This window comes from Actinotalea sp. (assembly GCF_041597215.1).
GTDB lineage: Bacteria > Actinomycetota > Actinomycetes > Actinomycetales > Cellulomonadaceae > Actinotalea.
This window is the reverse complement of record NZ_JBFHHB010000082.1, coordinates 1-12,435: the sequence shown is the minus strand read 5'-3', so window position 1 is coordinate 12,435 and position 12,435 is coordinate 1. Positions and strand designations below refer to the sequence as shown.

The window sequence follows — 12,435 nt, the reverse complement described above, 5'->3', positions numbered from 1 at the left end:
GCAGGTCCTCGGCGTTGGCGGCCGCGGCGCGCGAGTAGTAGCCGGACTTCTGGACCATCGTCTTCTCGGCACCGAGCCTGTCGGCGAACTGCTTGGCGAACCACCGGCCGGGGTTGACGGTGTCGAGCTTGACGTGGCCGAACGGGTCGCGTGCCACCGTCTCCCCCGACGCCTCGAGCTGCGCGACGATCTCGTGCATCCCGGCACCCTCGGACAGGAAGATGTTGACGTTGCCGACCTCGTCCATCACGGTGCGCAGGCGCGCGGCCTCGGCGTCGATGTCGATCGCCATCTCCGGGACGAAGACGGCGTGGATGTCCCAGCGCTCACGCGTCAGGCCGAGGCTCGGGACCCACTCCTGCTGGTCGAGCCAACGGCGGTACTCCGCGGCGGCGGCGGCGGTCAGCCAGCCGCAGTGCCGGCCCATGACCTCGTGGACGATGAGCATGCGGTTCCCCGAGCGGTGCTCGCCGATGACGTTCTTGGCGAAGTGCGCGGCCTCCTCGGCCGCGGTCCATGCGCCGAGCGACTGCTTGATCGGGATGACGTCGTTGTCGATCGTCTTGGGCAGGCCGACGACCGTCAGCTCGTAGCCGTTCTCGTGCAGGTACGCGGCGAGGTCGGCGGCCGTGGTGTTGGTGTCGTCGCCACCGATGGTGTGCAGGACGTCGACCCCGTCGGCCTTCAGCTGCTCCGCGGCGACCTCGAGGGGGTTCTGGCCCTCGGCGACCAGCCCACGCTTGACGCAGTCGGCGGCGTTGGTGAGCTTGACCCGCGAGTTGCCGATCGGCGAGCCGCCGAAGCGGTGCAGGATCCCGGCCTTCGCGCGGCCCTCGGCGTCGACGACGATCTTCGTGCCGGTCAGCAGGCCGTGGTAGCCGTGCTGGTAGGCGATGATCTCGACCTCAGGGGAGATCTCCGTGTACCGCTCGATCAGTCCGCCGACGGCGGAGGACAGGCACGGGGCGAACCCTCCGGCGGTGAGCAGCGCGACACGACGAACCGACATGGTGGAGAACCTTCCGTAGATCAGGACGCAGACCACCGCAGCATGGGCGACGAGCCAGGGCAGCAACGGGCCGTTGGTCCTACCCCTGGCAGGCCGACGGCGTATTCATCCTACCGAGGCGTCGTCCTCGTCCTGCGGGGGGACCGGAGGCTGGACGTCGGGCACCTCGCGCCCGCCCGGCGCCGCACCGGCCGGGTCGAGCGGGGCGCCGTTGAACGGGTCCTTGCCCGCCGCGATCCGGGCCTTGGCGGTGGCCGCGTACATGTCCACGTACTCCTGGCCGGAGATCGACAGCAGGGCGTACATGATCTCGTCGGTGACCGAGCGCAGGATGAACCTGTCGTTCTCCATGCCCTGGTACCGGCTGAAGTCGAGCGGCTCGCCGAAGACGACCCCGAGCCGCATCGGCTTGGGGATCACCGTGCCGATCGGCTGCGCGAGGTTCGTGCCGATCATCGCGACGGGGATCACGGGCACCCCCGCCTCCAGCGCCATCCGGGCCACGCCCGTCTTCCCGCGGTACAACCGCCCGTCGGGACTGCGCGTGCCCTCCGGGTAGATGCCGAAGAGGTTGCCGGAGTCCAGCACCCCCAGGCCCGTGCGCAACGCGGCCTCGCTCGCCTTGCCGCCCCCACGATCGACCGGGATGGTGCCGACCCCGCGGAAGAAGCCCGCCTTGAGCCGGCCCTTGATCCCTGTGCCGGTGAAGTACTCGGCCTTGCCGATGAACCGGATCTTGCGCGAGAGGACCAGCGGGAGAACGAAGGAGTCGATCACCGCCAGGTGGTTGCTCGCGAGGATCGCACCGCCCTGAGCAGGGACGTTGTCCAGGCCGCGCACCCATGGCCGGAACATCCCGCGCAGCAGCGGTCCGGCCAGGATCCGCTTCATGAGCCAGTAGAACAATCCATCACCTCCGCTGCGACGCCCACGCGAACCGCGCGCAGCGTGCCTACGACTCTAGAGTGCTCAGCATGGACTCACGTCCCGTACCGGGCGAGGACCGCCCAGAGGATCCCGACGACGTCGACAGCCGCTGGGCCGAGATCGTCGCCGAGCTCGGGGAGCTCGACGGCTTCGCCGAGCCGACCCCCGGGCAGGACACGCCCGGAACCGGACCGACGCACCGCCCGGAGGCGGGCGCCGGCCCCATTCTGCCCCCGCCACGGCGTCGATCGGGCGACCGCCCCTCCGACGGATCGGGCCGAGCAGGTGACCCGTCGTCCAGCGGGATCGGCCGAACGGGTGACGGTCCGCCCGGCGGTGCGGACAGGGGTCGTGGCGGACGGGTCATCCGGCCCGCCGGCCCCGATCCGGGCGACGAGCCGCCCGGCCCACCGCCCGCGGCACCGGGCCCGCGGTCGTGGACCGTGGACCCCGCGGTCGAGGAGGCCGAGGACCACTTCGTCGCGCCCGATCCGGGCCCTGTGCTCGGCGGGGACCCGCTCCTCACCCTTGCCTGGGTCGCCGTCGTCGCCGTCCCGCTGCTCGTCCTCCTCGTGACGGTCGTCTGGCGGGACGTCCCCGTGGTGATCCTCCAGATCGCCGGGGCCGCCTTCCTCGCAGGAGTCGGCCTGCTCTTCTGGCGCATGCCTCGGCACAAGGACCACGACGACGAGAACGGCGCGGTGGTCTGAGGGCGGTCGCCGCCCTCGGCTCAGAGCCTCGCCAGGTCCGCCGCTCCGACGATCCCGGCGTCGTTGCCCATCGCCGCGAGCTCGATCCGTGCCTCCGGACGGAACCCGCTCGCCGAGAGCGCACCGCGGTAGGCCTCCCTCGTCGGCTCCAGGAGCAGGTCACCAGCAGCGCCCACCCCGCCGCCGATGACCACCAGCGCCGGGTCGAGCAGGGCCGCGACCGAGGCAGAACCCTCACCGATCCATCGTCCGAGCTCGGCGAGCAGGGAGATCGCCAGGGCGTCGCCCTCCTGGGCGGCGGCAGTGATCGCCGGCCCGTCGATCTTCCGGCCCCCGGACAGCTCGAGCATCCGCGCGGCCGCCTCCGGCTGGTTGGCCGCGGCGTTCCGGGCGGAGCGCACCAGCGCCCGGCCCGAGGCGTACTGCTCCCAGCAGCCGTGCAGCCCGCAACCGCACAGGTGCCCGTCCGGCACCATCCGCATGTGGCCGACCTCCGCCGCGACCCCGTAGGCCCCGCGGACGAGGTTCCCGTCCACCACGAGGGCGCCGCCGAGCCCCGTGCCGATGGTCAGCAGCAGCATGTCCTTGACGTCGCGGCCCACGCCGAAGCGGAACTCGGCCCAGCCGGCGGCGTTCGCGTCGTTCTCGACGACGATCGGCACCTGCAGGCCGAGGCGGCCGGCGACCCGCTCGCGCAGGGGGTGGTCCCGCCACGGCAGGTTCGGGCACAGGAGCACGGTGGCCTGGTCCGAGCTGACGAATCCGGGTGCCGCCAGACCGATCGCCGCGACCGGGAACTGGTCGGCGAGCTCACGACAGGCCGCGACGACGCCCTCGTCGACGCTGTCGGCATCGGTCGGATCGGTGTCGCGGCGTACCTGCGCGAGGATGCGTCCCTGCTCGTCGACGACCCCGGCGGCGATCTTCGTCCCACCGATGTCCACACCGATCGCGTACATGTCCGTCCTTCGCCTCGTCGACCGGCGCGGAGTCCCGATCGTCAGGCTGAAGGGTAGCGACACGGTCAGGGCGAGCGCCGGGACGCTCGGACTGGAATAGTGAGGCGCACCCCTCCCACCTGCCGATGGAGTCAGCATGGACGAGCACCAGACGCCTGCCCTGGTGGAGATCGACGAGAGCGAGAACCTCAACGCGCTCCTCGCCCGTCGCATCTCCCGGTGGCCCGACACACCCCTCGCCGAGATCAAGTCCGCCGACGGGACCTCATGGGTCCCCCGAACGGCCCAGGAGTTCGACGCCGAGGTCGTGGCGGTGGCCAAGGGCCTGGTGGCCCACGGGATCGAGCCGGGTGACCGCGTCGGCATCATGAGCCGCACGCGCTACGAGTGGACCCTGCTGGACTTCGCCATCTGGGCATCCGGGGCCGTCACCGTTCCGTTGTACGAGACGAGCTCGGCGAGCCAGGTCGAGTGGATCGTCACCGATGCCGACGTCCGGCTGGTCGTCGTGGAGACCGCGGAGCACGCCGCGACGGTCGAGGAGGTCCGCTCCGTCGCCCCCACCCTCGGCGAGGTCCTGATCATCGACGAGGACGCCGTCGCCCGGCTCACCGCCGACGGCGCGTCGATCGACGACGCGGAGATCACCCGCCGTCGTGGGCTCGCCACCACCTCCGACCTCGCGACGATCATCTACACGTCGGGGACCACCGGACGACCCAAGGGCGTCGAGCTCACCCACGGCAACTTCGTGGCGCTGGCCCGGAACGCCGTCGAGCGCCTCGGGGAGGTCTGCCCTCCGGGGTCCAGGACCCTGCTCTTCATGCCCCTGGCCCACGTCTTCGCCCGGTTCATCGAGATCCTCGTCGTGGCCTCCGGGGCCGTGATCGGCCACGTGAGCGACACACGCACCCTGGTGCCGGACCTGGGGTCCTTCCGGCCGACGTTCATCCTCTCGGTCCCCCGGGTCTTCGAGAAGGTCTACAACTCGGCGGAGCAGAAGGCCGCGCTGGCCGGGAAGGGCGCGATCTTCCAGCGCGCGGCCAAGACGGCGATCGTCTACTCGCGTGCCCTCGACCTGCCGGGAGGGCCGAGCCTGTGGCTCCGGCTCCAGCACAAGGTGGCCGACACCCTGGTGCTGCACAAGCTCCGCGCGGCCCTGGGTGGCCAGGCCGAGTGGGCCATCAGCGGCGGGGCGCCCCTCGGTGAGCGGCTCGGGCACTTCTACCGTGGCGTCGGGCTCAAGGTGCTCGAGGGCTACGGGCTGACGGAGACGACCGCGCCGACGAACGTGAACCTGCCGGACGCAACGAAGATCGGCACCGTCGGGCCTCCCCTGCCCGGCACCGCGATCCGGATCGCACCGGACGGGGAGATCCTCGCCCGCGGGATCGGCGTGTTCGACCGGTACCACGACAACGCCGAGGCGACGGCCGAGGCCGTGGTCGACGGGTGGTTCCACACGGGCGACCTCGGATCCCTCGACGAGGACGGCTTCCTGCGGATCACGGGACGCAAGAAGGAGATCATCGTCACGGCCGGCGGCAAGAACGTCGCACCCGCCGTCCTGGAGGACCGGCTGCGCGGCCACCCCCTGGTGAGCCAGGTCGTCGTCGTCGGCGACGCACGGTCGTTCATCGGCGCGCTGGTCACGATCGACCCCGAGGGCCTGCCCGGGTGGCTCACCCGGCACAACCTCTCCGAGATGGACGTCACGGCGGCGTCGACGCACCCGGTGGTGCTCGCCGGGATCCAGCGCGCCGTCGACCGGGCCAACAAGGCCGTCTCGCGGGCGGAGTCGATCCGCAAGTTCACGGTGCTGACCACGGACTTCACCATCGCGAACGACCTGCTCACGCCCTCGCTCAAGGTCAAGAGGGCCGCGGTCCTCGAGGCCTTCGCCGGCGAGATCGAGGGGCTGTACGCCGAGGAGCGCACGGACACCCCCGCCTGAGCGGACTGCTGAGGCGGACTGCTGAGGCGGACTGCTGAGGCGGACTGCTGAGGGGCGGCACCCGGTCCGGGTGCCGCCCCTCAGATCGCCTCGAGCCGGTGGGGCGGGACCAGACCCGAGCGTGCGAGCACGTCGATCGCGCCGCGCTCCGCCTCGTCGAGCTCGGGCGGTGGCGCACTGCTGAGGCCGGGGCGCACCGGCACCGTGAGGAAGGTCACCACACAGTCCCCGCAGGCGGCACCCCGGACGCTGCACTGTCCACAGTCGATGATCATGCGGGCGAGGCTAGCCGCGGGGTCCGACACGCCCGGCCGGTCGCGCGCCCGCGCGGTGCGCGGTCCCCGCCGAGGTGCGCGCCGCGACGCAGGTCGAGGCAGCCGGAGGCGGCCCGCGACGCCGACGCACGCAGCTGACCCATGGCGTCGTGCGCGGCCGTGTGGGTGCCCGGGCCTACGGTGTCGCCATGTCCGCTCCGGCACCCGCTCCCCCGCGAGGCGCGCCCCGTGCGGTCCAGCCGACCCTCGAGGAGATCGGCACCCCTCTGCACGAGGTGACGTTCGTCGTCGTCGACCTCGAGACCACCGGCGGTTCGCCTGCGACCTCGGCGATCACCGAGATCGGCGCCGTCAAGGTGCGCGGAGGCCAGGTGCTCGGCGAGTTCGGGACCCTTGTCGACCCGGGCGGTCCGGTCCCGGCGTTCATCTCGACGCTGACCGGGATCACCACCTCGATGCTCGTCGGCGCACCGCGGATCGGCGAGGTGCTGCCCAGCTTCCTGGAGTTCGCGCACGACGCCGTGCTCGTGGCGCACAACGCCCGCTTCGACGTCGGCTTCCTCAAGGCCGCGGCCGCCGAGCTCGGCCACCCGTGGCCGGGCCCTCAGGTCCTGGACACCGTGGCCCTGGCCAGGCGCGCCGTGACCCGCGACGAGGTGCCCAACCACAAGCTCTCCACCCTCGCCGCCTTCTTCGGTGCGACGGTCACCCCCAACCACCGCGCCCTGGAGGACGCCCGCGCGACGGTGGACGTCCTGCACGCCCTGCTCGCGCGGCTCGGACCGCTCGGCATCACCCACCTGGAGGACCTGGCCACCGCGACCGATCCCGTCCCGGACGCCAGGCGCCGCAAGAGGCATCTCGCGGACGGGCTGCCCGACGCCCCGGGCGTCTACCAGTTCCGGGACGTGCACGGCGAGATCCTCTACGTCGGCACGGCCACCTCGATCCGACGACGGGTGCGCAGCTACTTCACCGCCGCCGAGCAGCGCAAGCGGATGAACGAGATGGTGGGCCTGGCCCACGACGTCGTCCCCATCGTCTGCGCGACGGTGCTGGAGGCGCAGGTCCGCGAGCTGAGGCTCATCGCGCAGCACGCCCCCCGATACAACCGCCGGTCCCGCTTCCCGGAACGGATGCCGTGGGTCCGGCTCACCGTCGAGCCCTACCCCCGGCTCTCGCTCGTGCGCGAGGTGCGCCCTGGGGGCGGCCCCGGGCCCCTCGAGGCGGAGGCGCACATCGGGCCGTTCGCCTCGAGGTCGGGGGCGGAGCAGGCCATCGCGGCGCTGCACGCCTCCTTCCCGATCCGCCAGTGCTCGGGCCGGCTGCCCGCGCGGCCCGCGGCGGGCGCCAGCCCCTGCGCCCTCGCCGGGATGGGCCGCTGCGGTGCCCCGTGCACGGGAGGTCAGGACGCGAGCGGCTACGCGGAGGTCACCGCGGCGGTCCGCGCGGCGATGCAGGGCGACCCGAGCGTCGTGGTGACGCATCACGCCGAGCGGATCGCGCGACTCGTGGCGGCCGAACGCTTCGAGGAGGCAGCAGCGGTCAGAGACCGGCTCCAGGCCTTCCTGCGCGCCGCCGCTCGCGCTCAACGCTCACGTCGCCTCGGCGCTCTCGACGAGCTCGTCGCTGCCCGCCCGCACGAGGGCGGCTGGGAGATCGTCGTCGTCCGTCACGGACGGCTCGGCGCGACGACACGCACCCCACCGGGGGCCGACCCGCGCGAGTCGATCCCTGCCCTGCTCAGCACGGCCGAGCACGTGCAGCACCCGGTGCTGCCCGCCACGAGCGCACACCCGGAGGAGACGGACCTCGTGCTCGGCTGGCTCGAGCAGGACGGCGTCCGCCTGGTGCAGGTCGGAGCCGGGTGGGCCTGCCCGGTCCGCGGGGCGGAGGCGTTCCGCTCCCAGGGAGCCACGGCCGCTGCCGTGGCCGACACGGCACGCACCCTGCGGACGGCATGATGGGCCGACCAGCACCGACCGGAGGACACCGATGATCACCGCCATCGTCCACATCGACACCGACCCGACCCGGATCCCCGAGATCGCGGCGCTGATCGCCGAGCTCCCCGCCGTGTCCGAGGTCTACTCGGTGACCGGGGAGACCGACCTCGTGGCCATGGTCCGGGTGCGTGAGCACGAGCAGCTCGCCGACGTCATCGCCGATCGGATCAGCAAGGTCGACGGGGTGCTGCGCACGCGCACGTACCTCGCGTTCCGCGCCTATGCCTCCCAGGACCTCGAGGCGGCCTTCGCCATCGGCCTGGAGGGCTGAGCGCCCCGGCCGGGACGTCAGCGGTTCGAGGCCTCGACCCACCGCGTCAGGAGCGCAGCGGCACGCCCGTCGTCGACCGCCGCGGCAGCGAGCCGGAGACCGGCGGCCAGCCGCTCCACCAGGCTGCCCTCGCCGGTGCCCGGCAGGGACCCTTCGGCCGCGAGGCCGGCCGCGGCGTTGAGCAGGACCGTCTGACGCACCGGCCCCTGCTCACCTGCCAGGAACCGGCGCACCACCTCCGCGTTGGCTGCGGGGTCCCCGCCCCGCAGCTGCTCCACGGTGATGGGGTCGAGACCGAGGTCCGCGACGGCGTCCAGGACGAGCGCGCTGACCTCGCCGTCATGCGCCCACCAGACCTCGGCGGGGCCCGTCGCGGCGAGCTCGTCGAGCCCCTCGTGCCCGCGGAACACCACGGCCGACACACCGCGGCGCGCCAGCACCCCCGCCATCAGCGGCGCGAGCCGCGCGTCGGGGCAGCCGATCGCAGCTGCGGCGGGTCGTGCCGGATTGGTCAGCGGCCCGAGCACGTTGAACGCGGTCGGGACCCCGAGCTCGCGTCGGACCGGCCCGGCGTGGCGGAAGGACGGGTGGAACACCTGCGCGAAGCAGAAGGTGATGCCCACCTCCACCGCGAGCTCTGCGACCCGCTCGGGCTCCTGGTCCAGGCGCAGCCCGAGTGCCTCGAGCACGTCGGCCGTCCCGCTGGACGACGAGGCGGCGCGGTTGCCGTGCTTGACGACCCGCACCCCGGCCGCCGCCGCGACGATGGCCGCCATGGTCGAGATGTTGACGGTGTGCATGAGGTCGCCGCCGGTACCCACGATGTCCAGGCTCCGGCCCGGTACATCGATCAGGCGGGCGTGCCGCAGCATCTCGTCGGCGAGCGCCGTCAGCTCGGTGACCGTCTCGCCCTTGGCGCGCAGCGCGACGAGGAAGCCGGCGAGCTGGACGGGCGAGGCCTCTCCGGCCATCACCTGCCCCATCGCCCACCGGGTCTGCTCCGCGTCCAGGTCCGTCCCGGCCAGGAGGCTGCGGAGCAGCGCCGGCCAGGTGGTCGGCCCGGGGACGCTCATGCGGCGTTCCCGCGCAGCAGTCCGGCGATCGCCTCCTGGAGCACGAAGGGGTCGAACGGCCGGCTCACGGTCGCCTCGGCCGCGGACCACGCGGCGAGCCACGCGTCCTGCGGCCGCCCGGTCAGCAGGAGCACCGGGGGGCACCGGAAGACCTCGTCCTTGAACTGTCGCGCGAGCGCCATCCCGCCGACCTTGCCGGCCTCGCCGTCGAGCACGAGCAGGTCGAGCCCGCCCGCCTCGACCGCGTCGATCGCCGCCTGCGCGGTCGCCACCTCGAACCACTCGATCGACGGCAGATCGGCCGCGACCGTGGAGCCCACGGCCCGACGCACCTGCTCCCGCGCCTCGACGTGGTCGCTGTAGAGCAGCACACGGAGCGTCGCGGGGGTCGCGTCCTTGTCGATGCCGGCCCACTCGTCCTCGTGCGTCGTCGCCATCTCGCCTCACTCGTCCTCAGCCCGGGTGCCGTACGCATCCGGCACACGCATCTTGGCACGGACGACGCACGGAGAACGGATCCGGCCGACGGGCGGCACACGAGCTGCGGCGCGCGCGGGGCCCGAGCGGGACGCAGGTCCTCCTGACCGGCCGGGACGGGCCAGGTCGAGACCAACTCGTTGCGCGTCGAGGTAGGTCTTAGGACCCATGGAGCCAAGATCTCCGCCATAATGTCCGGGTGTCCACTGCGCCCGCCGCCGCCCTGTCCCGGCCACTGCCGACCGTCCACCGACCGAATGCCGTCTCCGTCGGCACGATCGTGTGGCTGGCCAGCGAGCTCATGTTCTTCGCCGGGCTGTTCGCGATGTACTTCACGATCCGCTCCACGGTCCCCGACCTGTGGACGACGGAGACCGAGAAGCTCAACATCACCTTCGCGGCGATCAACACGACCGTCCTGGTGCTCAGCTCGGTGACCTGCCAGATGGGCGTCTGGGCGGCCGAGCGCTTCCAGCCGGCCCGCACCGGCTCGCTTCTGCAGATCGGCCGCTGGGGCATGAACGAGTGGTTCACCCTGACGTTCCTCATGGGCGCCTTCTTCATCGGCGGACAGGTCTACGAGTACGCCGAGCTCTTCCACGAGGGTCTGACGATCTCGTCCTCGGCCTACGGCTCGGTCTTCTTCCTCACCACCGGCTTCCACGGCCTGCACGTCGTCGGTGGGCTCATCGCGGTCCTCGCGGTGCTGGGCAGGTCGTTCTCCGCGAAGAGGTTCGGCCACCACGAGGCCACCACCGCGATCGTCGTCTCGTACTACTGGCACTTCGTCGACGTCGTCTGGATCGCCCTCTTCGCCTCGATCTACCTCATCAAGTGACCGCAGCACCCGACAGCGCAGAGAAGAGGCCACGACCCGTGAAGGCGCTCATCGCCCGCCGACACCACCGGTTCGCACCGGTGGTGCTCCTCGCTCTGGCCCTCGTGGTGACCGGCGGCGTCTACGCCGCGTTCTCCCCTGCTCCGGCCAGCGCTGCCTCCGCCCCCACGGAGACGGACATCGACATGGGGCAGGCGTTGTTCCGCGCCAACTGCGCGACCTGCCACGGCACCGATGCCGCGGGCCGCACGGACGTCGCGCCCTCCCTCGTCGGCGTCGGCGCTGCGGCCGTCGACTTCCAGGTGAGCACCGGACGGATGCCGATGATGGCGAACACCGTCCAGGCCCCGGCCAAGCCCACGGTGTTCACCGAGGAGCAGATCCAGCAGATGGCCGCCTACGTCGCCTCGCTCGGCGCCGGCCCGGCCGTCCCCTCCGACGACCAGGTCGATGCCGCGCAGGGCGACGCTGCCAACGGAATGGCCCTGTTCCGCACGAACTGCGCGATGTGCCATGGCGCCGTCGGCCAGGGTGGCGCGCTCTCCGGCGGCAAGTACGCCCCGAACCTCCTGGGGGTCGAGGGCCGGATCATCTACGAAGCGATGGTCACCGGGCCCCAGTCCATGCCCGTGTTCAACGACGCGACCGTCACCCCCGAGGAGAAGCGGGACATCATCGCCTACCTCGACGCCCAGGAGCAGGGCTCCCCCGGCGGTGCGACCCTCGGCTCGATCGGCCCGGTGGCCGAAGGGCTGTGGGCGTGGGTGGTCGGCATCGGCCTGCTGATCGTGGCAGCCGTCTGGATCGGAGCGAAGTCCTCATGAGCAACGAGAACCCCGGGACCGACGTCACGCCGGCCTCCGAGAGCAACCGGCTGCCCGAGCGGTTCGAGGACCCGGGCCTTCCCCCGCACAAGCTGCGCCTCGCCGACACGGACCCCCGCGCGGCCAAGCGTGCAGAGCTCCAGGTCGCAGCCCTCTTCGGCATCTCCGTGATCGGCACGATCCTCGCGGTCGTGGCCTACGCCGTCGTCCGGCCGGGAGAGACCGTCGAGAGCATCCGCACCTCGAACCTCCTGCTCGGCGTCGGCCTCGCGATGGCCATGGGCGGGATCGGCCTGGCGGCCGTGCACTGGGCCAAGACCCTGATGAACGACCACGAGAAGATCGAGTACCGCCACCCGCAGGCGAGCAACGCGCAGGAGCGCGCCGACGCGCTCGCCGCGCTGAAGGACGGCGCGGACGACTCCGGCATCGGTCGCCGCGGGCTCCTCAAGGGAGCGGTGCTCTCCGCCCTCGTGCTCGCCCCTCTCGGCTTCGTGGTGCCCCTGATCGGCGGTGTCGGCGGCGACTGGAACGTCTCGAAGTTCCGTCACACGCTGTGGGCCAAGGGCAAGCGCCTCACCCATGACCCGTCCGGCCGTCCCGTCAAGGCGTCCGACATCACGATCGGCTCGGCCGTGCACGTGATCCCCGAGGGCCTGCGGGAGCACGAGGAGTGGATCGAGGAGAAGGCCAAGGCCGTCGTGCTCGTCGTCCGCCTCGATCCTCGCGACCTCGTGGAGGCCGAGGACCGCAAGGACTGGTCCTACGAGGGCATCGTCGCGTACTCGAAGATCTGCACCCATGTCGGCTGCCCGGTGGCGCTCTACGAGCAGCAGACGCACCATCTGTTGTGTCCGTGTCATCAGTCGACGTTCGACATGGCCGACGGCGCCAAGGTCGTCTTCGGTCCTGCCAAGCGTCCGCTGCCGCAGTTGCCGATCACCGTTGACGATGAGGGCTACCTGGTCGCGCAGAGCGACTTCCTCGAGCCGGTCGGCCCGAGCTACTGGGAGCGACTGAAGTGAGCCAGCAGACCACTGCCGCGCCCCGCGCCGCCGCCGCCACCGCCGACTACCTCGACCAGCGCACCGGCGTCGGCAAGGCGGTCAAGG

13 protein-coding genes are annotated in these 12,435 nt (G+C 72.0%); 7 read left to right on the top strand and 6 right to left on the bottom strand.

The genetic code is table 11. From position 1 onward, the window contains the following. Together ABWK99_RS07735 and ABWK99_RS07730 are read right to left on the bottom strand one after the other, a co-directional pair. The coding region (locus tag ABWK99_RS07735; protein WP_372594124.1) for a pyrophosphate--fructose-6-phosphate 1-phosphotransferase at nt 1–1,009 on the bottom strand (1,009 nt) is incomplete at its 3' end. A gap of 105 nt (nt 1,010–1,114) precedes the next feature. Next, entirely contained in the window at nt 1,115–1,915 is an 801-nt protein-coding gene (locus ABWK99_RS07730) for a lysophospholipid acyltransferase family protein (RefSeq protein WP_372594123.1), read from the bottom strand. A gap of 68 nt (nt 1,916–1,983) precedes the next feature. On the opposite strand from ABWK99_RS07730, the gene ABWK99_RS07725 reads away from it, so the two are divergent. Beyond that, a complete protein-coding gene (locus ABWK99_RS07725; protein ID WP_372594122.1) occupies nt 1,984–2,646 on the top strand; it encodes a hypothetical protein in 663 nt (220 codons plus the stop codon). Between the two features lie 20 nt (nt 2,647–2,666). Here the strand turns inward: ABWK99_RS07725 and ABWK99_RS07720 are convergent, their stop codons facing one another. Beyond that, nucleotides 2,667–3,605, bottom strand: a complete 939-nt coding sequence (locus tag ABWK99_RS07720) for an ROK family glucokinase (protein ID WP_372594121.1) — start codon at nt 3,603–3,605, stop codon at nt 2,667–2,669. A 136-nt stretch (nt 3,606–3,741) separates the two neighbouring features. Here ABWK99_RS07720 and ABWK99_RS07715 point away from each other — a divergent pair, with 136 nt between their 5' ends. Next, on the top strand, nt 3,742–5,559 hold the full coding sequence (locus ABWK99_RS07715; RefSeq protein WP_372594120.1) for a long-chain fatty acid--CoA ligase: 1,818 nt from the start codon (nt 3,742–3,744) through the stop codon (nt 5,557–5,559). An 80-nt stretch (nt 5,560–5,639) separates the two neighbouring features. Here ABWK99_RS07715 and ABWK99_RS07710 read toward each other — a convergent pair whose 3' ends face one another. Further along, nucleotides 5,640–5,834, bottom strand: a complete 195-nt coding sequence (locus ABWK99_RS07710) for a hypothetical protein (protein WP_372594119.1) — start codon at nt 5,832–5,834, stop codon at nt 5,640–5,642. A gap of 188 nt (nt 5,835–6,022) precedes the next feature. On the opposite strand from ABWK99_RS07710, the gene ABWK99_RS07705 reads away from it, so the two are divergent. Continuing rightward, on the top strand, nt 6,023–7,798 hold the full coding sequence (locus ABWK99_RS07705; protein WP_372594118.1) for a DEDD exonuclease domain-containing protein: 1,776 nt from the start codon (nt 6,023–6,025) through the stop codon (nt 7,796–7,798). Between the two features lie 31 nt (nt 7,799–7,829). Then, the gene (locus ABWK99_RS07700; protein ID WP_372594117.1) at nt 7,830–8,111 is read left to right on the top strand and encodes an Lrp/AsnC family transcriptional regulator; all 282 of its coding nucleotides are present in this window, start codon (nt 7,830–7,832) and stop codon (nt 8,109–8,111) included. A gap of 17 nt (nt 8,112–8,128) precedes the next feature. Here ABWK99_RS07700 and trpD read toward each other — a convergent pair whose 3' ends face one another. Together trpD and ABWK99_RS07690 are read right to left on the bottom strand one after the other, a co-directional pair. Continuing rightward, nucleotides 8,129–9,184: an anthranilate phosphoribosyltransferase gene (gene trpD, locus ABWK99_RS07695; protein ID WP_372594116.1), complete on the bottom strand. Its 1,056-nt coding sequence runs from the start codon at nt 9,182–9,184 to the stop codon at nt 8,129–8,131. Next, nucleotides 9,181–9,621, bottom strand: coding sequence for a hypothetical protein (locus ABWK99_RS07690; RefSeq protein WP_372594115.1), 441 nt, complete (start codon nt 9,619–9,621; stop codon nt 9,181–9,183). Before ABWK99_RS07690 ends, trpD begins: the two co-directional genes overlap by 4 nt. A 239-nt stretch (nt 9,622–9,860) precedes the next feature. Between ABWK99_RS07690 and ABWK99_RS07685 the strand changes: the two genes are divergently transcribed. The 3 genes from ABWK99_RS07685 to ABWK99_RS07675 are packed head-to-tail and all read left to right on the top strand — an operon-like array spanning nt 9,861 to nt 12,348. Further along, the gene (locus ABWK99_RS07685) at nt 9,861–10,499 is read left to right on the top strand and encodes a heme-copper oxidase subunit III (RefSeq protein ID WP_372594114.1); all 639 of its coding nucleotides are present in this window, start codon (nt 9,861–9,863) and stop codon (nt 10,497–10,499) included. A gap of 38 nt (nt 10,500–10,537) precedes the next feature. Beyond that, complete coding sequence (locus ABWK99_RS07680) at nt 10,538–11,323, top strand: c-type cytochrome (RefSeq protein WP_372594113.1); 786 nt, start codon at nt 10,538–10,540, stop codon at nt 11,321–11,323. Continuing rightward, a complete protein-coding gene (locus ABWK99_RS07675) occupies nt 11,320–12,348 on the top strand; it encodes a Rieske 2Fe-2S domain-containing protein (RefSeq protein WP_372594112.1) in 1,029 nt (342 codons plus the stop codon). The genes ABWK99_RS07680 and ABWK99_RS07675 overlap by 4 nt, the downstream gene beginning before the upstream one ends. The last annotated feature ends 87 nt before the right edge of the window (nt 12,349–12,435 follow it).

Excerpts from the sequence above, each read along its gene's own strand:
- ABWK99_RS07725 (WP_372594122.1), top strand. The coding sequence starts at position 1,984 with ATGGACTCACGTCCCGTACCGGGCGAGGACCGCCCAGAGGATCCCGAC.
- ABWK99_RS07720 (WP_372594121.1), bottom strand. The coding sequence starts at position 3,605 with ATGTACGCGATCGGTGTGGACATCGGTGGGACGAAGATCGCCGCCGGG.
- ABWK99_RS07715 (WP_372594120.1), top strand. The coding sequence starts at position 3,742 with ATGGACGAGCACCAGACGCCTGCCCTGGTGGAGATCGACGAGAGCGAG.
- ABWK99_RS07710 (WP_372594119.1), bottom strand. The coding sequence starts at position 5,834 with ATGATCATCGACTGTGGACAGTGCAGCGTCCGGGGTGCCGCCTGCGGG.
- ABWK99_RS07705 (WP_372594118.1), top strand. The coding sequence starts at position 6,023 with ATGTCCGCTCCGGCACCCGCTCCCCCGCGAGGCGCGCCCCGTGCGGTC.
- ABWK99_RS07700 (WP_372594117.1), top strand. The coding sequence starts at position 7,830 with ATGATCACCGCCATCGTCCACATCGACACCGACCCGACCCGGATCCCC.
- trpD (WP_372594116.1), bottom strand. The coding sequence starts at position 9,184 with ATGAGCGTCCCCGGGCCGACCACCTGGCCGGCGCTGCTCCGCAGCCTC.
- ABWK99_RS07690 (WP_372594115.1), bottom strand. The coding sequence starts at position 9,621 with ATGGCGACGACGCACGAGGACGAGTGGGCCGGCATCGACAAGGACGCG.
- ABWK99_RS07675 (WP_372594112.1), top strand. The coding sequence starts at position 11,320 with ATGAGCAACGAGAACCCCGGGACCGACGTCACGCCGGCCTCCGAGAGC.